Annotated in this window: 18 protein-coding genes; 9 read left to right on the top strand and 9 right to left on the bottom strand. The window is 33.5% G+C overall.

Translation table 11 applies throughout. The annotated features are described in order from the left end of the window. Nucleotides 1-170 precede the first annotated feature (170 nt). Nucleotides 171-1898, bottom strand: coding sequence for an ABC transporter ATP-binding protein (locus tag FP435_RS04125; RefSeq protein WP_265484582.1), 1728 nt, complete (start codon nt 1896-1898; stop codon nt 171-173). A 134-nt stretch (nt 1899-2032) separates the two neighbouring features. Here FP435_RS04125 and FP435_RS04120 point away from each other — a divergent pair, with 134 nt between their 5' ends. From FP435_RS04120 to FP435_RS04100, 5 genes are all read left to right on the top strand, one after another. Then, nucleotides 2033-4546 carry an excinuclease ABC subunit UvrA gene (locus FP435_RS04120; protein WP_265484581.1) on the top strand — a complete coding sequence of 838 codons (2514 nt, stop codon included), beginning with the start codon at nt 2033-2035 and terminating at the stop codon, nt 4544-4546. A 336-nt stretch (nt 4547-4882) separates the two neighbouring features. After that, nucleotides 4883-5710, top strand: coding sequence for an Rpn family recombination-promoting nuclease/putative transposase (locus FP435_RS04115; protein ID WP_265484580.1), 828 nt, complete (start codon nt 4883-4885; stop codon nt 5708-5710). A gap of 322 nt (nt 5711-6032) precedes the next feature. Next, nucleotides 6033-6611 (top strand): TetR/AcrR family transcriptional regulator, encoded by a 579-nt coding sequence (locus tag FP435_RS04110; RefSeq protein ID WP_265484579.1) that lies wholly within the window; start codon nt 6033-6035, stop codon nt 6609-6611. A gap of 80 nt (nt 6612-6691) precedes the next feature. Further along, complete coding sequence (locus FP435_RS04105; protein ID WP_265484578.1) at nt 6692-7540, top strand: N-acyl homoserine lactonase family protein; 849 nt, start codon at nt 6692-6694, stop codon at nt 7538-7540. 134 nt (nt 7541-7674) lie between these two features. Next, entirely contained in the window at nt 7675-9696 is a 2022-nt protein-coding gene (locus FP435_RS04100) for a hypothetical protein (protein ID WP_265484577.1), read from the top strand. Nucleotides 9697-9734: 38 nt separating this feature from the next. On the opposite strand, the gene FP435_RS04095 is transcribed toward FP435_RS04100, so the two are convergent. The 5 genes from FP435_RS04095 to FP435_RS04075 form a co-directional block, all read right to left on the bottom strand. Then, nucleotides 9735-10163, bottom strand: a complete 429-nt coding sequence (locus FP435_RS04095) for an Rrf2 family transcriptional regulator (protein ID WP_265484576.1) — start codon at nt 10161-10163, stop codon at nt 9735-9737. 24 nt (nt 10164-10187) lie between these two features. Next, complete coding sequence (locus FP435_RS04090) at nt 10188-11039, bottom strand: SDR family oxidoreductase (protein WP_265484575.1); 852 nt, start codon at nt 11037-11039, stop codon at nt 10188-10190. Between the two features lie 128 nt (nt 11040-11167). Then, the gene (locus FP435_RS04085; RefSeq protein ID WP_265484574.1) at nt 11168-11533 is read right to left on the bottom strand and encodes a DUF2255 family protein; all 366 of its coding nucleotides are present in this window, start codon (nt 11531-11533) and stop codon (nt 11168-11170) included. Nucleotides 11534-11544: 11 nt separating this feature from the next. Next, the gene (locus FP435_RS04080; protein WP_265484573.1) at nt 11545-12480 is read right to left on the bottom strand and encodes an aldo/keto reductase; all 936 of its coding nucleotides are present in this window, start codon (nt 12478-12480) and stop codon (nt 11545-11547) included. A 6-nt stretch (nt 12481-12486) separates the two neighbouring features. Further along, nucleotides 12487-12894, bottom strand: a complete 408-nt coding sequence (locus FP435_RS04075; protein ID WP_265484572.1) for a MerR family transcriptional regulator — start codon at nt 12892-12894, stop codon at nt 12487-12489. A gap of 243 nt (nt 12895-13137) precedes the next feature. Here FP435_RS04075 and FP435_RS04070 point away from each other — a divergent pair, with 243 nt between their 5' ends. Next, nucleotides 13138-13926 (top strand): SDR family oxidoreductase, encoded by a 789-nt coding sequence (locus FP435_RS04070; protein ID WP_265484571.1) that lies wholly within the window; start codon nt 13138-13140, stop codon nt 13924-13926. A gap of 49 nt (nt 13927-13975) precedes the next feature. On the opposite strand, the gene FP435_RS04065 is transcribed toward FP435_RS04070, so the two are convergent. Continuing rightward, nucleotides 13976-15082 (bottom strand): glycosyltransferase, encoded by a 1107-nt coding sequence (locus FP435_RS04065; protein WP_265484570.1) that lies wholly within the window; start codon nt 15080-15082, stop codon nt 13976-13978. 165 nt (nt 15083-15247) lie between these two features. Here FP435_RS04065 and FP435_RS04060 point away from each other — a divergent pair, with 165 nt between their 5' ends. Together FP435_RS04060 and FP435_RS04055 are read left to right on the top strand one after the other, a co-directional pair. After that, on the top strand, nt 15248-15877 hold the full coding sequence (locus FP435_RS04060; protein ID WP_265484569.1) for a phosphatase PAP2 family protein: 630 nt from the start codon (nt 15248-15250) through the stop codon (nt 15875-15877). 232 nt (nt 15878-16109) lie between these two features. Further along, the gene (locus FP435_RS04055; protein ID WP_265484568.1) at nt 16110-17855 is read left to right on the top strand and encodes a 1-deoxy-D-xylulose-5-phosphate synthase; all 1746 of its coding nucleotides are present in this window, start codon (nt 16110-16112) and stop codon (nt 17853-17855) included. Between the two features lie 71 nt (nt 17856-17926). Here the strand turns inward: FP435_RS04055 and FP435_RS04050 are convergent, their stop codons facing one another. After that, entirely contained in the window at nt 17927-18952 is a 1026-nt protein-coding gene (locus tag FP435_RS04050; RefSeq protein ID WP_265484567.1) for a branched-chain amino acid aminotransferase, read from the bottom strand. Nucleotides 18953-19128: 176 nt separating this feature from the next. Between FP435_RS04050 and FP435_RS04045 the strand changes: the two genes are divergently transcribed. Next, nucleotides 19129-19584: a GNAT family N-acetyltransferase gene (locus FP435_RS04045; RefSeq protein ID WP_265484566.1), complete on the top strand. Its 456-nt coding sequence runs from the start codon at nt 19129-19131 to the stop codon at nt 19582-19584. 290 nt (nt 19585-19874) lie between these two features. Here the strand turns inward: FP435_RS04045 and FP435_RS04040 are convergent, their stop codons facing one another. After that, nucleotides 19875-21215 carry a replication-associated recombination protein A gene (locus FP435_RS04040; protein WP_265484637.1) on the bottom strand — a complete coding sequence of 447 codons (1341 nt, stop codon included), beginning with the start codon at nt 21213-21215 and terminating at the stop codon, nt 19875-19877. Nucleotides 21216-21286 lie beyond the last annotated feature (71 nt).

The following is a 21286-nucleotide window of genomic DNA, read 5'->3' as shown; positions in this document are numbered from 1 at the left end:
TTTTAAAGTAATTAATAACTATCTGATTACCCAAGACTATCTCTAAAGTTAAAACAAGAATGAACCACAAAATTCAAGTGAGGATTTGGTGGTTTTATTTTGTTCAAATAAGAAAAATTATATTAAAAATCGCACCCACAACTAGAGGGATGCGATTGATATCAGGTATATTAATCTTTAAATTGGGTTTTTACATATTCTGCATATTTTGGCGTTGATTTAATTAATTGCTCGTGAGTACCAGCACCATCAACTGTTCCGTGATCAATGAAATAAATTTCATTCGCGTCAACGATTGTACTCAAGCGATGGGCAATTACCAAGGTGGTCCGGTTTTTCATTAAACTATTTAGTGCCTTTTGAACCATTGCCTCAGATTCAGAATCAAGACTAGCGGTTGCTTCATCTAACATTAATATTTTAGGATTACGTAAAAATGCTCGAGCAATTGCAATTCTTTGTCTTTGCCCACCAGAGAGCTTAATTCCACGTTCACCGATTTGAGTATTAAGTCCGTCTTCCATTTCTTTAACAAATTTTTCTGCATACGCCATTTTTAGCACATGCCATAGTTCATCTTCAGAAACTTCTCTTTCTAATCCATAAACAAGGTTTTCTCGGATAGTGCCTGGCATTACAGAAGAATTTTGACCAACTAAACCAATTTGCTGGCGCCAATTGCTTAAATCAAGAGTATCAATATCCTTATCACCAATTAGAATTTGGCCAGAAGTGGGTTGATAGAAGCGCTCAATTAGGGCAAAAATAGTGGATTTTCCTCCACCTGATGGACCTGCAAAAGCGACGACAGTATTAGGTTTAGCTTGAAAATTAATATTATGTAGAATTTGTTTTCCATCCTCATAAGAAAAGTTAACATTGTCAAACTTAAGAACTTTATTGGCAATATCCGATTTTTCTTTATGAGGAAGAAATTCTTCTTTTTCTAATAAAATTTGCTGGAGACGCTCAGTAGAACCACTAGTTTTTGAAAGTTCATTGAAGAACTGACTAATGATAATTACGGGACTCATAATTTGGAAAAGATACATTAGAAATGATACTAAAGCACCCATAGTAAGAGAGCCACGCATTACTCGAATTGCTCCATAGCCTAAAATTCCTAGGAAAAGAATCATCATTAACATATTAATGATTGGTTGAGTTAATGAGTTAATGAAGGCTTCTTTACGGCCAATATTGTAAAGACGATTGATACGATCATGGCCATTTTTGAGTTCTCTTTTTTCACCATTGGATGATTTAACTAATCGGATTTCTCCTAAGACATTAGTAGTGGTACTAGAGAAATTGGCAACCTCATCTTGGCGTTTACGTCCAATCTTACGTGACTGACTCATAATTGGAAGCATGGCAATAACGAAGAGTGGTACCCCAATAAACATTAAAATAGTCATTTGCCAATCCATGCTAATCATAATAAAAAGAGCTCCGAAAAATTGTAGGAGAGAAGTCATAGCATTGGGTAAGGTAGAAGCTAATAATTGCTTCACTTGCGACGTATCATTAACTAAGCGTGAACTCATGTCCCCAGTTTTGTTATTATCAAAATAGTTAACTGGCATTTGAAGTAATTTGTGCCATAAGGCTTCACGCAGACGTGAGACAATGTGTTCACCGAAGATTCCTAGTAAAAGTCCAGAAGCTGCACTAACTAATAATCCCCCAATAAAAATAATAACTGTCAAAATAATCAAAGTAGGAGAGATTGATTTGAAGTTATTAATTAGCTTCTGGGCAAGTTGTGGTACAAAAAGATTAGCCCCAGTTCCAATAAATCCTAAAGTGACTCCCCAAATTAATTTTGAATAATTTGGATGGAGTTTATTTACTAAAGCAAAAAAGTCTTTAAAATTAAATTTTTGTTTTGAATACAAAATGTACTCCTTTCTAGTGATTCTTCAATTTTAACATTAAAATTATAATTTTAATATCTTAAAACATATGTTTGAGATTTGAGAACTCATGGACTAAAATTAAAATAGATTTTGAAAAGTTAGAGGGTTAAGTGATGAAGACAAAGGTAGAGTTACCTAATAATATTGAAGTGCGTGGTGCGCATCTACACAACTTAAAAAATGTTAATGTAGATATTCCGTTACATAAATTTATAGCGATTTCTGGTTTGTCAGGATCTGGGAAATCATCTTTAGCAATGGGAACTCTTTATGAAGAAGGGTCGAAAAGATATTTAGATGCTCTTTCTACTTACATGCGGAGACGAATTAAACAGGGAACCAATGCGGCAGTTGACAGTATCAAGCATATTCCCTCAGCACTTGCTTTGCGACAACGTCCTAGTGTTCCTAATGAACGTGCAACAGTTGGGACAACAACAGAGACCTATAATGTCTTACGATTGATTTTTTCTAGATTGGGAAGCCCAGTATGCCCCAATGGACATCAATTAAAACCAAGTTTAGCAATTGCGCAAGCAATGAGTAAAACAGGAAGTGAAATGGGCGAAATTACTTGTTCAATTTGTAATGTAAAATTCTATGTACCTAGTGCCGAAGATTTTGCTTTTAATTCAGATGGAGCCTGTCAAAATTGTGAGGGTACTGGAAAAGTACGAACACTTGATGAAAGCAAACTAATTCCGGATGAGAATTTAACTATCAAAGAAGGAGCTGTTGCCTCCTGGTCGCTTCCAGGAAGAAATTTTATGCCCAATGTTGCAGAATTTGCAGGTGTAAGAATTAATGTGCCCTTTAAAGAGTTAACTGCAAAAGAAAAAGATTTTGTTTTAAGTGGGCCCGAGAAAAAGTATAAAATGGATTTTCTTTCTGGAACTGGACGAGTATTTCACGATTTTAATGCTCTTTATGAAAATGCCCATCAAGCAGTTTTAAAGTCGGCACAAAGTAGTAAGAGTGAAAGGGCCCAAAAGAGAATTTCTGAATTTTTTACTTATTCAACCTGTGAAGTTTGTCATGGATCACGCTTAAAGCCTGAATTATTAAAACAAAAAGTAAATGGAAAAAATATTTTCGAAGTAGAAAATATGCCCTTAGGTAAACTTCCTGCGTGGAGTAATGAAGTTTTAACAAACTTACCAGCAGAAATGCATGAAATGGCAAATGAACTGATAACAGAGTTTATCAATAATTTGCAGCCCTTACTTGATCTAGGCCTAGATTATTTAACTATGGCTCGTCCTGGTAATACATTGTCGACAGGAGAACTACAAAGAATTCAATTAGCAAGAACCTTGCGCACAGAAACCACGGGTGTGCTTTATGTGTTAGATGAACCCTCCATTGGACTTCATCCAGCTAATGTTGATGGTTTAATTAAGGTAATGAAAAAAATTGTTGCTCAAGGTAACTCCTTAGTGGTAGTTGATCATAATGTTGATATTGTAGCTGCAGCAGATGAAATAATCGAAATTGGACCAGGCTCCGGACAAGAAGGAGGGAGGCTAATTGCTCAGGGGACACCAAAAGAAATTGCCAATAATTCACAGTCGTTAATTGCTCCTTATCTTACTGGGCAAGGAAATCTTTTAGTACGTAAACCTGCGCAAAAAATTAACGAAGATAAAATAAAATTTGAAGTAAATGATTATTTTAACTTAAAGGATGTTAAAACAGAAATTCCTATTAACCAATTGACAGCTGTCACTGGCTTTTCAGGAGCAGGAAAAACCAGTTTAATTTTGGATTCTTTGGTTCCAGCAATTCAGGCAAAAGATAGACAAAGTTTCCCTCAGCAAGTAAGTAATTTTTCCTCTTCTATTAAGAAAGTTGTAAGTGTAGATGCAAGTCCGATTGGGAAAAGTACACGTTCAACAGTGGCTACCTATACTTCAATTATGGATAATTTACGTAAACTTTTTGCTAAGCAACCATTGTCTAAAGAACGGCACTATACTCCAAGCTATTTTTCTTATAATAAGGAAGGGGCATGTGTGACGTGTGGTGGAACTGGAATTGTAACTTTAGATATTCAATTTTTACCCGATATGCAACAAACTTGTCCAACCTGTCAAGGCAAGCGCTATAATGAACAAATACAAGAAGTAAAGTGGCAGGGCTATTCTATTGTAGATATTTTAAATTTAGATGTTAATGAAGCACTGACTATTTTTAAAGATGTCCCTAAGATTGAACGTGAATTAAAATTACTTCAAGAAGTTGGTTTAGGTTACTTGCATTTAGGTGAGAGTACGCCAGCATTATCTGGTGGAGAAGCCCAGCGTTTAAAATTAGTGACTCATTTAAGCAAAAAAGAAGAGAATACTTTGTTTGTTTTTGATGAACCAACAATTGGACTTCATCCATTAGATGTAAAGGTGTTAGTGGAGGTAATGCAACGTTTACTTGACCAAGGTGCAACAATCATTACTATTTCTCATGATCTTAACTTAATTGCAAATAGTGATTATATCTTAGATATGGGCCCGCGTGGGGGAGAAAATGGCGGAAAAATTGTTGCTGCTGGGTTAACACAAGATTTAATTAAATCACCACAAAGCTTAACGACAGAATATTTAGCCAAATATTGGAGAAAATTTAAAAGTTAATAAGTAGAAATAATGGGTATTTTCAAAGGAAATTACCTATTTATTTTTTTATAAAAAATAATATAAATGTGTTACTTTAACAAAAATCAAAAAAAATAAAAAGGCATACACAAAAAAAAACGAGAAATTATCAAGCATACCTTCAAAAATAACTTATATTGACAATTAAATTATTATGTAAAGTTATATAAAGTACAATATTTGAATTTATTGACTTGGAAACATTTTATAAAATAATGTAATTTTATACGCCTTAAAAATAAACTCCTAAAAATGGATTAAGTAATAATGGTGGCAAAAAAACTACCCCATCAAAAATAATCATTAGGAGAAAATATGGAGCAGAAAAAATGGTTTGGCTTCAGCCAAGACTTAGTTTTTGGTGAAGTTATGAAAAATAAGAAATTTTGTAAATATGTTATTCAAGCAACAATTCCCACATTGTATGATTTTGAAATTATCAGTATTGAGTCTCAAAAAGAATTCAAGGGGACTGATGCTAAGGAAAAAGGTGTTAGGCTTGATATTTTGGTCAAAAATAATGATGGCGACCTCTTTGATATTGAGATGCAAAATGCTAATGAGTATAACTTAGGCAAACGGATGCGATATTACCAATCTCGAATGGATACTTTTGCATTAGATTCTGGTAGTACGTATAATGAGCTTAAGAAAACTTACATTATATTTCTATGTATGTTTGATTACTTTAATCAAGGAAAAGCAATTTATACTTTTCATGAATATGAAGATTCAAATAAAGGATTACAGCTAGATACTGCTTCAACAAAGATAATTGTTAATGGGGCAGCTACTTATGTTGAAAATAATTCCAAGCTATTAAGTATTATCAAACTGATGCAAGGGAAAAGTGACTTTTCAAATAAGTATATCGACTATGCTTTAGAGAAAATAGCACAAATTAATAATGATCCGAAGAAAAGGAGAGCAATTATGGAATACGAAACTAGATTACTAGAACGGGAACAATATGGTGAACAAAAGGGAATTAAGCAAGGGGCGGTAGATACATTAGCATTATCTAAAAAAATCAAATATTTAAAATCACAAGGCCTTACAGATGAAGAAATCTATCATCGTTATATGGGTAATAGTTCTCTTTCTTCTGAGCAATTAAAGGAACTAATTACTTTAATTAATTAATGTTAGTTAATTTATTATTAAAAAGAAACAAAGAACAAAAGACGCTCCCAAACTTAGTTTTAGAAAGTTTATACTTTAATTCAAGTACTATTACTATTTCAAAATGGTATTAAGGATTATTTGCAGACCAGCCACTGCTAGATAAAAGAATTGAAGGTCTACAAAAGAGCGCAGAAAGTTAAATTTAAATCTGAAGCTTCAAAAGGAAGTCTCAGATTTTTTATTTATGGGGCATAATTTTACTGTAAAATAAACTTTTAATTAAATAAGTGAGTACCATAGAGCACAACACCATATGATACAGTGCAGCATGAGATAAAATATGAAAAATTATAGTTATAGTTTGGATTTAAATCTACCTCCAACTTCTACAAAAGCCCAACAAGAACTACATCATGTAGTAGTTAAATTTTTGACACAGAATAAAAAGGATAAATTAACAGTATCTAGATTATGTAAAACTGCAAAAATATCTGGAAGTACTTTTTATCTCTATTACTCTTCAGTAGAAGAATTATTAGAAGAAGTCAGAAATAGTTGGTTGCAAAAGTTAATTGATTTAGACAAAGAATTAACAAATTCTCAACGCAAAAGGGGAGAAGATTTTGAATACTTTTCAAAAATCCTCGATTTTATTGATAGAAATCTGGATTTCATTGAAGCTTTTTTAATCAACAATTATGATATCCAACTAGCTGAAAAATGGAAAATAGCTTTAAAAAGGCAGTTTTGGATCAGATTAGGAAAAGGAAAAGTTACTCCAAAACAAGATTTTAATTTTGAAATAATTGCTAGTGCAACCTTAAATTCCTATATTTACTATGTAAAAAATCATTCTGTAATTTCGCGTACAGATATCTACCAAGAAATTGCTCAGGTAATGAATTTTCTAGAAAACTAGACACTTAATTGAAAAGTGTCCTGGGCCCTTTGTTAATTCCTGTTTATAATGTAGACAACATTAATTAAGGAGTTGATTATATGAATAACTATAAATTACACTTATTTCACACGGGCAAAGTTAGAATTGAACCAGAATTAGCTTTTGGAGGCGACCATGCAAGTTTGGCAAAAGCATCTGGATTTTCCTTAAGACGTTCACCCAAAATTTGGCTTCCAGTTTCGGTCTTTTTAATTGAATCTCCTCATGGCTTACTTTTACTAGATACAGGATGGAGTAGATCAATGAGTCCAAATGGTGAATTTGATAAAAAAGCACAAATTAAATCCTTAGGTTCTCGAATTTTATATCACGTTAATCAAGGAGTGGTACCTTACGGGAAAACTGCTTCTGAGCAGCTAGCTCAAAAAGGAATTTCTCCTAAAGATATTCAAGCTGTAATAATTTCTCACCTTGATTGTGATCATGCTAATGGGTTAGATCAATTTAAGAATGCTAAGCGAGTACTTGTTTCAAAGCAAGAATACGAATATGCTCGCAAACATAGGATTCGTTTTTATAAAAAGTGGTGGTCAGATCTAGATAATATAGATTTTTACCAATGGAATGATACTGAAGGCCCATTTAAGCAGTCGTATGATGTGTTTGGAGATAAGACAGTAGAGTTAATTAATATTCCAGGTCATACCGCCGGGCAAGTAGCCACTAAGATTACTAATCCTCAAACTAAACAATTTGTGCTCTACGTTGGGGATGGTGGGTATAGTGAACACTCTTGGAAAAAGATGATCACTTCTGGAATTTCAATGAATAAAGACTGGCAAAAGAAATCTTTGCAATGGATTAAAGAGCAAAGCCAAAAAACTAACTGTAAAGGTGTGTTTGCTTGTCACGATAATCATTTAAAGCCAATGTCAATAGAATTTTAAGAGATAAAAAAATAAAACTCCAGGATTTTAAATAATTTTGGAGTTTTATTTTTTGAAACTATATCATATCGTCTTTTTTAAGATTATACTTAAGACATAGAACTTTATTTATTTTTATAGAGAAAGATAGAATTATGGTTAATAAAAAGAAATTAAAGAAATTATTACATCAAAAAAGTAAAACAAAAATCTCATTTAAGAAAAAAGTTGTCGCGTCCGATGAAGAAGAGATAAGTGATTATGATACTCGTATTCCAATTGCTAAAAAGGAAGATATTAAAAAGAACGGTGAAACACATGAGCTTAATAAAATTCGACGGTTAACTGCTAAAAAATACCTAAATAAATTTCGATATAGTGCCTCCGACCATAGTTTAATTAAATACTATTACTATCTAAGAGAATGGTTTGATTGGACAGGAATTATCGCTGATATTTCTATGCCCACAGGAAATGATTCAACGAAATTAGATGGAAAAGTATTAATCGATAAGTTTTGCTACTATGACAAAAACTCAGGTAAAAAAGAATTATTAGATCATCACATTTGGCTAAATGTTAATAATATTCGTTATCTAATGAGTGGATCCAAGCTTACCTTGGGTATTGGGGACGTCATTCAAGCATCTAGTCGCATCATGCAGTATTCAGGTAATAAGGGAACAGTTGAAAAATTTGGCTTAGGTTCCACAATTATTCATGCAGGTGGGGTGACAACTTCTCATACTAATTTTACTAATAAAAATTCTCAAACAATTATTAGTAATTACGATCATGGGGATGATTGGGTATTAAAGCTGGACAATAGTGGTGTTCCAGATACCACGATTGAGAACTACCAGTCTACTAATGATATTCGCTTTTTTGCTAATCGAGAACATGGGCACGTCTTAGCCACCTATCAACCTAGTCGCTACCAACATTACTTTGAGCGCTTGCAAGAAAGTGAGTCGGATTCACTTATTAATCAAAATCCAACTGAACGAGTTTATACAGGAACGATTTATGATTTACGAGTGTATGAAGAAAATGGCGAAGCAATCCCCAAGCTTGTTTTTGAAAAAATAGAAAACTCCATTGGAAGAATAGTTTGTGCCCGACGAATTCTTGAATATAATGAAGAGTTACGTAGACTAGGTACGCTATATAAAGGGGATAAGCTAAGTTTTACATATAGCGGAAATGATTTTGATAATATAAAAATTGAAGACCTACATAAAATTAAGCGCTTAAGTTCTCATTCAAATTATAAGCTTCCACGCAATAAACAGTTACTAGCTGGTTGGATTATGAAAACTTTTTATTATGGGCCAACCCAAGATTATGACTTAGTGGGGAAATATTTGCATTGGCAACAAATCAGTAATGGAGAAGATGCAGAAATTGATGAAGAAGATTTTGATAAGATTTATGGACTTACAGTTTCAGAAATTGCTAGAAAACTCCATTTAAGTAGAAGCAAGGTACAAGATTTTTTAGAAACAAAGTACCCTAATAGTGGGGATGTGTTATATTCAATTATTGATCTCCAAGATAACGAACATCGGTATTATAAACCTGATGTTTTAGAAGAAGTAGAGAATCACCTTAAGTACAAGGGGGTCAAAGCTCAAAGTGCTCTTGAGCGAGTTAAAGCTACTAAAAATAATTATTCTCATCAAGTTAAAGAAAAAATTTCTGCAATTCCGAAAGCTAAACAAAAATCAGAACTTAGTGAAATGGAAATTGAGCAGGAATTTTTGGCCGGAGCTAAGGAACAAGCTGCTCCTAAAGATCAACTAGCAGAAAAAGAAAAGAATCAAGAAAGTTTATTACCTAAGCTTACTGCTCCCATTTCTATTGCTAGCAAAGAGAAAAGTAGCTTAGAAGACCATAAACCAATTAGTGAAGAAGATAAAGTTGTAAAACAAGATGCAGTTGCTAAAGAAAATAAAGAATTACATGGAGAAGATAATTCAAACTTCACAGTTAAATTAATTTGCGAAACGGGAAGCTATACTAGTACTCAATTTCAAAATTATGGTGAAGCAATTAACTTTTTCCAAAAAGGTCTTGAACTTAATAAGTTGAACCAATTCTTACTTGTAACTGATAAAAACGGCCAGGAAAGTTTAATTTCCATTAAACAAATTTTAGAAATAAAGCCAGCTAAATAATAAAAGCATCCCTATCAACTAAGGGATGCTTTTATTATTTAGCGTTGCGCTTGTTTAGCTAAGATATTTGCGATTATATCAGATAAACTTATCTGCTTCATTTTATTAAAAGCAGCAATTTCTATTTCTTGATAAGATTCGTTTAAAGTATCTTGGATATTACTGCCAACAACACAAGCTGGGTTAGTTTTAGGATCAACGTGAAGCAAATTATGATCCATGTTGATTGCACAATAAATATCGTAAATATTGATATCTTTTGGAGATTTTAAAAGTTTGGCACCAGCTTTGCCCTTTTGGGTAGCAATTATTCCAGCATTGCGTAAGTCAGACATTAATTGACGTACTAAAGTTGGATTTGATTCGATACTTCTAGCAATTGCCTTGCTAGAAAGATCACCGTCTTTATAGATTTCGAGATAACTGAGTAAGTGAATTGCGTCACTTAGTTTATAAGAATACTTCATAATCTTATTTAACTATTATTTTTATTATTTATCAAGAATAATCTTAATTGCCTCAACGAGTGGGGTAACGGGACGATTTAAGGCTTGAGCCAAATCATTTGTTTCCTCATTAAGAGATCCATCGTCAATTGGATCTTCAAAAGAAGCAAACATCTTAGCAAGGTTGCTATCTAAGCCCGTACCTTCAAGGAATTTAATGTATTCATCTTTAGAAACTTGTTTAGCTTCAATATCATTTCCAATAGCTTCTTTTAAAGCCTTTCCCAATTCTTCATAGGATCGACTTGGGCCAGCAAATTCATAAATCTCTTTTGCATTTTCACTAGCTAATACTTTTGCGGCTGCTTCTGAATAATCATTTTCAAGAGCCCAACCTGCATTATTGTTTGTCCAATAAAGAGGATCTTGACCATTTTTTCCCATTTGTAAAAAACTAGCTTCATTTTCTAAATACCAGTTGTTACGAAGAAAGGCATGAGCAATTCCAGCTTCTTTAATTGCATTTTCAGTTAGACGGTGGTCATTAGCTAACGCACTTTTTGAAGTTTGAGCATGAGGGAAGCTAGTATAAGCTACAAACTTTACGTTAGCTTTCTTTAAAGCATTAACTACATTTTTTTGTGCTTGGGCGCGACTAACTTTTCCACCTGGTTGAGAAGAGATAAATAAGACTTTATCTACTCCTTGGAAAGCATTTTCCATTGAAATAGGTTCATCATAATTACCTTCTCTAACTTCATAGCCGGGGAAAAGTTTTTTAGCTTTTTCTACGTTACGGTTAATGAGGATAACATTTTCTTTACCAATGATTTTACTTAGTTCTTTAACGGCATTTTGACCAAAACGTCCGGTTGCAGCAGTTACAGCATATTTCATAATATTATCTCCTTTATCTTGTTAGTAATAAACTTACATGTATTATAATAGCACATGTATTTTTATTTGCAACAAGTTAATTTTTTAAAAAACTTATCTCTAACTTTTTAGAAATAAGTTTCTATTTTCTATCGTTGAATTAGCTCTACTGTTGCATTAGCACAAGTAGGGGAGATCATCATATCAATTGGATATTGACCATGATACTTTTCTAGATATGCTTTAGTTACATTTTGTTCCTCGGCTTTATCAGTCACAGGGCGGTAATTAATCTTAAAAATTTGCCCATCTACTTTGATTTGACCACCATTTTTAATGCCTGCTTGATACCATTTGCTTTCTTTACCTTTTCCTGCTCGTAAATAAATATGGTTATTAATTGTAACAACCCAGAGAGGAATGTCTTGTAAAGGCGTTTTGTTTTCATCAAAAGGTTGGTTTTGAATGGTAGTACTTTGGTTAATTTTATTAATTATTTCTCTTGTCCAACTCATACTTTCTCCTTTTACTTGTCCATATCCGGTTCCCAACTACCGGTAGTATTAACATTGATTTTTTCAGCAACATCTTCTAATTCTTGAATTTCACTTTTAGTTAACCGAGTAGCAGCAACTTGAGCTGCATCTTCAACTTGGTTAACCTTGGTTACACCAATAATTGGAAAGGTATCTTTAGATAAGGCCCAGGCCATTGCAGTTTGTGCTGCAGATAAATCATAGTTTTTACCAATTTCTTCTAATTTAGTTACTAGGTCAGTTAACTCAGGCAATTTATCATTATAAACTTGTGCGCGTACACTACCAGCGGGAAAGGGATTATTTACATTATACTTACCAGTTAGTGCTCCTTGTTCTAAAACCATATATGCAAAAAATTCTAAATTATTTTCTTTGCAGTAGTCTAGAATACCGGCTGTTTCTGAACTACGATCTAATAAACTCAAATGATTTTGGACAGTAGCTAATTTAAAACCTTCTTCTGCTAAAATCTCTTGTACACGTTTAATTTCACTTAGAGTATGATTGGAAACACCGACATGTTTAATTTTTCCTTCTTTTAAAACTGGTAAAAGATCATGGGTCCATTTTTCTACATCTGCATCATTATGAATCCAGTAATAATCAATATAATCAGTTTTTAAGCGTTTCAAACTTTCATCTAACATTGTTTGGACTGGATTATCTGTCTTCGGTGCCATTTGCGGGGTGAATTTGGTAGAAATAGTTAATTCACTACGTGGTGTATTTGCTATCAAATTACCTAAAATTTCTTCAGATCTTCCACTACCATAGGCAGTAGCTGTATCAAAAAATGTTAAATTTTTAGAAATTGCTGCTTCATAAACAAGTCTAAAGTGGTTTTCATCATAGCTATTTCCAAAATAACTATTATTATCTCCCCATGCCCAAGTTCCTAAAACAATTTTATTTTTGATCATCATTTTCTCCTAATCATCTAATATTTTATATTCTTCAAAATAGCTTTTATTCTGCTTAATTTCACCAGATTCATACAGTGAAATTTTATGCTTTAAGCGCTTAATTGAACGATTAAGGTCATTCTTTTTATTTTCTAGTTCTATGAGCTGTTCTTTTAGCAATTCCTCACGCGCTTGCAAAGTCTCATCCCCAGCACGTAACATGTCTGCATAGTCAATTAATTTTTCAATTGGAACACCAGAATGACGTAAACACACTATCATTTCAATCCAACCTTGCATCCCTTCACTAAAATAACGATTGCCATTACTTTTACGTGGAACAGTAGGTAATAAGCCAATTCGCTCGTAGTAACGAAGAGTATCAGGCTTTATATCGTATTTTTTGCTTACTTGTGTAATAGTTAAATCAGCCATTTTTCGCCTCCTGCATATAATTTACTACTTGGAGTTAACTCCAAGTCAATAATTTAAATTAATTTTTAAATAAAAGCATCTTTGCTTGTAAAAAGTAAGTTAAATGTGTATATTAATCATTGAGAAAGCTAAAAACTTTATTTACGAGTATTCGTTTTTATTATGCTAGAATAAAAATTAAGTAATTTCTTATTTAGATAGTTATTTTTATAATTAAAGTAATAAGAAAAAAGGAGAGAAAACATGGTTTATTCTGAATTAAAAGACAAAGTTGCTGTAGTTACTGGTGGGTCAAAAGGTATCGGTACAGCCATCAGTGAACGTTTTGGTAAAGAAGGAATGAAGGTAGTTATTAACTATCACTCAGATAAAGAAGGTGCGCAAAAAGCTGCTGATGCCGTTAAGAAAAATGGTGGGGATGCAGTTATTGTGCAAGCTGATATTGGTTCTGAAGAAGGCGCACAAAAATTAATTGATGCTGCAGTTGATAATTTTGGTACTTTAGATATTTGGGTTAATAATGCAGGGATGGAAAATCAAGTTCCAACCAAGGACCTTTCTTTAGAAGATTGGAATAAAGTTATTAATGTTAATTTAACTGGTGTATTTTTAGGAACTAAGATGGCACTTCGTTACTTTACTGATAATAAGAAGAAAGGTAACATCATTAACATGTCTAGTGTTCATGAACAAATTCCATGGCCAACATTTGCTCACTATGCAGCAAGTAAGGGTGGGGTAAAATTATTCACTGAAACAGTGGCAATGGAATATGCTAAGCAAAATATTCGTGTTAATGCAATTGGACCAGGTGCAATCAATACTCCAATTAATGCGGAAAAATTTGCTGATCCTGAACAAAAGGCAATTACTACTTCCATGATTCCAATGGGAAGAATTGGAGATCCAGAAGAAGTTGCTGCAGCTGCTGCATGGCTTGCAAGTGATGAATCAAGTTACGTAACTGGAATTACTATGTTTGTAGATGGAGGAATGACCCTCTACCCATCATTCCAAGGTGGACGTGGATAAAGATCCATCTTAAAAAGAACTTAGGAGCTTTGAAGAGCCCTAAGTTCTTTTATTTTGCCGGTGGCATTATCTGCAGGATAATAAGCATCTTTTTAGCAGATTTTTCAATTGATAAGGTTTGTGCATATTGCTGATATTCTTGGCTCATTTTTTGTAGTTGTTTGGGATGATTTTTCCAAAAAAGTATTTTTTTAGCCAGAGCTCTACTATCACCTGCAGGGAAAAGATTATTTTTAGTCAAGGAATAAGAAGAGGTTGAAGAAAGTGGGGCATCAGCAATTATTGGTACACATCCACTTGCGAAGGCCTCCATACAAGCCATCCCTTCAATTTCAATATCTGCACAATGAACTACTAAATCACTTTTTTGCATAATTTTTTGTAATTGCTGAGGTTTATAGTAAGAAAAAGTAATTTGTTGAGGTAGGTGTTTGGCTAAGTTTCGATAATTTTTTTCTAAAGGTCCTTGGCCAGCAAAAATTACTCTAATATTTTTAGGAAGATATTTTAATGCTCGTAACAAGACTTCCTGTTTTTTCTCATGCGAAAATCTTCCGATGCACAAGATTGTAAAACAGTGGTCTGTTTGCTCTGGGCGCTTAACTAAATAGGTATTACTAATGCCATTAGAGATGACATGCAATTTTTGCTTGAAATTATTTTTTCTAAGGTAGTGGGCTACTTTTTCAGTTGGGCAAAAAATATCTGTCACATGACGGTAAGCAATTTTTTTAGCAAAGTTAAGTAATAAGTGATTAGACCATTTGTAATTTAGAAAAGGGACAGAATATAAAATATTTTCTGGATAAATATGAAACATTGCGGCTAACTTTTTGTGCTTTTTAGCAGCTACTTTGCCTACAACTGCTGAAACAGGGAAAGGTGTCTCTAAAATCACTGCCTCTGCCCAAGACACAGCTCTATTAACCATCTTGCGTTGAGAACGTGCTAATTGAAAACCTTGTTTATCAATGATTTTTTGAAAAAATGGTAATTTTTGTACTGGAAGAGGATAATCCACCGCTCCATTTGCTTCATTACCTAAAATTCTAACTTCATGACCTAATTTTTCAAATTCTTTTTTAAAGCGCTGGGTAGAAATGGACAAGCCATTTGTTTGACAGCCAAAATCATCAATAACAAGTAAAATCTTCATACTTACTCCTCTTCCAAAAGTGTCTTTATACATACTATTTTATCTAAAAAATATAAAAATCAAAAATAACTAATCTGTGGCCTGGCTGAATCAATCTTTTAATGGAGTTTGTTAAATGATAAAATTAACTTGTTAATTTTATAAAAGAAAGAAACGAGTAATTTCATGAAAAGATTTAAATATGCTGTATACATCGGCTTACCAATCTTTTTAATTTTTGCTATTTCAATTATTATGCATCTTGCATGGATTAACTCATTTGATAGTTTTTTCCAAGAAATAGTAAGAAGTGCTAGTGGCTTGGATGGTGTAATGAAAAAGATTACATTTTTGGCTAAACCAGTAGTTGATTTGGTATGGATGTTAATTTTATCAGTAATTCTTTGGTTTAGAAATAAGAGAGCGTTGGCTACAAGTATCGTGATTACTTTGGTAAGTGCAGATATTGTAGGTTGGATTGTAAAACATCTAATTCAGAGAAGCCGGCCGGTAGGACACCTAGCAGCTGACGATGGATTTAGCTTTCCAAGTGGACATACTTTAGGAATGGGCGTTTTGGTGATTTGGATAATTATGGTATTGCTTCCCAAAATTATGAAAAATCGCTCCCATCGGCTTTGGATTGATACTATTCTTATTCTTTGGCTAATCATTGTGATGATTTCTAGAGTTTACTTACTTGCTCACTATCCATCAGATGTTTGTGCTTCAGTTTCGTTAGCATTACTATGGGTAGGAGTAGTAGAACTTTGCTTACATGCTCTTGCGAAAAGACTTTGGGATATTAATGTATAAATAATATTAATTTATAATTGACCAACTCATTATTTTGAGTTGGTTTTTTATTAGCAAAAAATCGGCAGTATCAATAATATTTAAGAGTAATATGAATATAATCTATTTGGTTCCATACTCTTGTTTTCCTTTTTTTATCATTATCCAATGCCAATCAAGATTAATAATTTGACTTAGAGTAAACTCCAAGTGATAGTATAAAGTTAGTAGAGTTTAGAAGGGAATAAATATTATGAATCAACATCCAGATTATCTTTTAAATAATATTAAAGGGCCAAAAGATTTAAGAAAATTAAATATTGAACAATTAAACCAACTAGCTCAAGAAATTAGAACTTTAATTTTAGAAAAAGACTCTGTGGAAGGAGGTCACTTAGGACCTGATTTAGGAATTGTTGAAGCCACAATTGCCTACCACTATGTTTTTGATGCTCCTAAAGATAAAATAGTTTGGGATGTTTCGCACCAAACTTACCCACATAAGATGCTTACTGGACGTGCATTAGCTTGGCTTGATCCAGATCACTATGAAGATGTCACTCCTTATACCAATCCAGATGAGAGTCCATATGACTACTATGCAGTAGGTCATACCTCTACTTCAATCGGTTTAGCTACGGGAATGGCTAAAGCCCGTGATTTAATGGGAGGTCATGAAAATATCACTGCCTTAATTGGGGATGGTTCAATAACTGGTGGATTAGCATTTGAAGGACTTAATAATGCAGCTATTGAGAAGCATAATTTGGTCATTGTTTTAAATGATAATCAAATGTCAATTGATGAAAATGTTGGTGGAGTAGTTACCATGCTTGAAAAACTACGTAATTCTGACGGAAAAACTCCAGATAATCCTTTTACAGCAATGGGATTTGATTATCGTTATGTAGCAGATGGTAATAATATTAAGGATATGATTGAAGCATTTAAAGCTGTAAAAGATGTCGATCATCCAATTGTCCTTCACATTAACACTCTAAAAGGTAAAGGTTACCAACCAGCTATTGACGACGAAGTTGGACACCATTGGGTACTTCCATTTGATTTAAAGACCGATAAAACTACAGTACCAGCACCCAAGGGGCCTACTGCAAATTCTATTGCTTTGGATGAAGTCATTCGCCACATTAAAAAGGGCGAAAATATTATGGCGATTAACGCAGCTATTCCAGGAGTATTCGGCTTAGGAAAAATTAAAAAGGAATACCCTGAACACTACACTGACGTTGGAATTGCTGAACAAGAATCTGTAGCTTTTGCGGCAGGAGCTGCAAAAGAGGGGGCTGTCCCAGTTTTATTTGAAAATTCTACTTTCTTACAACGTGCCTTTGATCAACTTTCTCATGATGTTGCCGCAAATGACTTACCAGTGGTAATGATGGTTGCAGGTGGTGGAATTTCTAATGCTTCAAAAACACACTTAGGAATTTTCGATCAAGTAATGGTCGGTAATTTACCTAATTGGAATTATTTAGCACCTACTACTTTAAATGAAGAACGTGCAATGCTTGATTGGGCAATTAAGCAACGTAAGCATCCAATTGCAATTAAAATGCCAACTAAACCAGTGCCAGAAGGCGAAAAAATTGAAGATCCAGACTACAGCACTATTCACTATCAAATTATTCCCGGTAAAAATGATGTTGCTGTAATTGCTTTAGGGGACTTTTATGAACGTGGTCAAAAAGTCGCAGCAGAATTAGGAGCAACTTTAGTAAATCCACTTTCAGCAAACATTTTAGATAAAACAGCTCTAGATGATTTGGCTGAAAAGAATCAATTAATCATTACTTTAGAAGATAATTCTTTAGATGGTGGCTTTGGACAAAAGGTGGCCAGTTATGTTGGTAGTAAAACTAAAGTGCTTAACTTTGGCCAAATTCGTGAATATAGCGATCAAACTCCACTTGAAACTTTATATGAAGATAATCAACTTAATGTGAACCAAATTGTAGCAGCTGCTAAAAAGGAATTATAATAAAAAGCATCCCTTCAAAGGGATGCTTTTTATATAGGATTAAAACCCCTAATAGCGAGGTAACATTCATACTAACTTACGGAAACTACCCAACCAAATTTATCTGGTAAATCACCATTTTGGATACCTACCAAATTATTGTACAATTTTTCTGTAATTGGTCCAGGCTGATTTTTATTACCGAAATTATATTTATGATTGTGATAAGTTAAAGAAGCAACAGGTGAAATTACGGCAGCAGTTCCAACTGCTCCAACTTCAACAAAACGTTCAACATCAGAAAAAGGAATTTTAGTCTCAATTGGATTAAGTCCCATATCTTGTGCAAGAGTTAATAATGAGCGTTTAGTGATGGATGGTAAAATAGAATCAGATTTAGGTGTTTGGAATTGACCTTCAGCAGTAATTCCATAAAAGTTAGCACCACCAAATTCATCAATATATTTATGTTCACGAGGATCCAGATATAAACAATCCGCAAATCCTTCTTTTTTTGCTTTAATACTTGGTAATAAACTGCCAGCGTAGTTTCCAGCCGTTTTTGCTTGACCAGTTCCTGCATGGGCTGCACGATCATAATCAGTTACCTTGTAGGGCATTGGATGTAATCCTTTAACATAAGGGCCAACTGGTGTCGCATAAATTCTAAAAGTATAAGTATCTGAAGGAGATACACCAACTAGTGGTGCACTTCCAATCATAAAGGGGCGAATGTACAAAGTACCGTCTGAACCATAAGGTGGAACAAAATCTTGGTTAGCTTTAACCACTTGTTTAACCGCTTCTACAAATCTATCTTCAGGATAAGCTTCCATCATTAAGCGCTTTGCCGAATTAGTAAATCTTTTAGCATTTTGTTCAGGTCTAAATAAGTTAATACCACCATCTTTACGACGATAGGCCTTTAATCCTTCAAAAACCTCTTGACCATAATGAAGTTGTTCAGCAGCTTCGTTAAAAACAATATTAGAATCTTGAGTCAATTCCCCACCTTGCCACTGACCATCTTTAAAGGTATCAGTCCAGCTGTAAGGTAAATCATGATACTTAAAACCTAAATTGTTCCAATCAAAATCTTCTGGCTTTGCTTTTGTCATTTTCTTTTCCCCCTTCAATAGGAATTTTTTAATAAAATAATAATTAAATAAATGAAGTTTGTCAACGATTTATTAATAATTAATAAATAAAAAATTAAAATTTTAAATTAACTTTGATGGCGGTCTAAAAAGAGATAAAATATAGTTCTAAGCTTTAAAAAGAGGGTTAAAAGAAGATGAAAATCAAAAATTTTGAATTCAAAACGATTGAGGAATTGAGTGGAAGAGAAATGTTCTGTATCGAAAGATTACGAATTAATACATTTGTAACTGAACAAAAAATAACTCTTCCGGAGTTAGATAATATAGATTTAAGTGCTATCCATGTTTATCGACTTAATGAAGAGAAGACGAATGCTCTTGCTACTTGCAGAATTTTTCAAGATGAAAAAGGAAAGTGGTTTTTAGGTCGAGTTGCTGTTGATAGAGCTACTCGTGGACAAAAACTCGGAAAGAAAATGTTAGAAGCAGTCCATAAATATCTTAAAGAAGAAAAGGGTGCAAGCCATCTCTCTTGCCACGCTCAACAATATGTGCAGAAGTTTTATGAATCATTAGGTTATAAAATAAAGGGTGAAGTATTCCAAGAAGCTGGTATCGCTCACATTATGATGACCAAAAATTTAGGTTAATTCCATGAATAGACAGTTAGTTAGTTTAGTAACTTGCTTTGGAGTAAGTATTTTGCTTATCCTTTTCTTCAAAACTCATAATCAAACTCTCTGGATCGGGATTTTGGGATTATTTTTCTGGGCAGGAGAATCGTTTTTGCAAGATAAATATCCAAAGTCAAGATCTTTGATTCTAGTGATAAATGGGATTCTGGCATTATTGGTAATATGCGGAATAAAAATCTTTTTTAAATATTGATAAAAGTAAAGCATCCCTAGATAGTTTGTTTCATCAGAGATGCTTTATTTGATTATTCTTGATAAGGATTGAAATGTTCAAAATGTGTCAAATTATCATTTTTCTTAAATTTCTTCCCATAAATATATTCAAACAATTTTTGATATTGATAATACAAAGTTTGTTCATTTTTATTTGGAGCAGGCTCATAATAATGCCGTCCAATTAAATCAGCTGGTAAGTAAGGTTGTCTAGCAATTTTTTTAGGTTCTGCAAACATATTTTTCATAATTCCAGCTCCACGTAATTTGTCGGCTCCTTTATAATGGCTATCTCTTAAATATCCAGGCATGGGATGCTGATTAGCATTTTTAGCGTCAGCTGCTGCACGACGATAAGCTTGCATAATAGAATCAGATCGCGGGCTAACAGCTAATAACATAGTTGCCATCGCTACATGAGTACTGGCACGTGGTAAGCCAATTTCTAAAGCAGTATTTGCTAAAGTAATGACCTGTATACTTCGTTCTGAGTCAGCCAAGCCTAAATCTAAAGCACTCATATCTTTTAAGCTACGTACAACGGATTCCAAATCTCCTGCTTCAAGTAATACAGCTAAATAGTACAACGCAGCATCTGCATCAGAACCTTCAATAGAATCTCTCCACGCAGATAAATAATCATAGTGCTGGGTGGCATCTTTATCATAATTAAGATGTTGCTGACGACTAAATTCTTTTACTTGGTCAGTTGTTAACTCTTTTTCGTACATTGCAAAAAGGGTTTCCAGTACATTTAAGGCAGTACGCACATCCCCATTACCAGTATTGGCAATTAAGTGGGCAACATTTAGAGGGATTTCATAATCAAAAGCTTCATTTGCAGCTCGAATAATCATTTTTTCAATTTCTTTAGTTTCTAAGGGATGAAATTCAAAAATCTGACAGCGTGATCTAATTGCAGGTACCAATGACATAATAGGATTTTCTGTAGTTGCTCCTATCAAAAGCACATGACCATTTTCTAAATGTGGGAGCAAAAAATCTTGGATTGGCTTAGTTAAGCGGTGGATTTCATCTAAAAGCAAAACAAAGGACTCATTAGGGTGGGAATTGAGGATCTTATTTAATTGGGCTTTGTTTTCAATACTTGCATTAAATTTCTCAAAAGGATACTGAAACTCATTTGCTACTACATGGGCAAGAGTAGTTTTCCCCGTTCCTGGCGGTCCCCACAAAATAAGTGAGGTAGGGATACGTTTTTCAATGATTCTACGTAGAGGTTTCCCTTCGGCAAGTAAATGTTTCTGACCAACTAACTCTTTCAAAGTTTGGGGTCTTATTTTATCAGCTAATGGTTGTTTAAAATTACTTTTTGTATTTTTACTGTTAAAAAGAGATGTATTTTCAAACATTTGTCTTCCTTTCAGATCTATCATTTTATTTTAACATCCTGCAAAGATAACGAAAATTAGTTAATTATACC

It is taken from the genome of Lactobacillus sp. PV037, assembly GCF_014522345.1.
Taxonomy (GTDB): Bacteria; Bacillota; Bacilli; order Lactobacillales; family Lactobacillaceae; genus Lactobacillus.
Note: the sequence above shows the minus strand (reverse complement) of the source record. Positions and strands in the feature narration are given on the sequence as shown.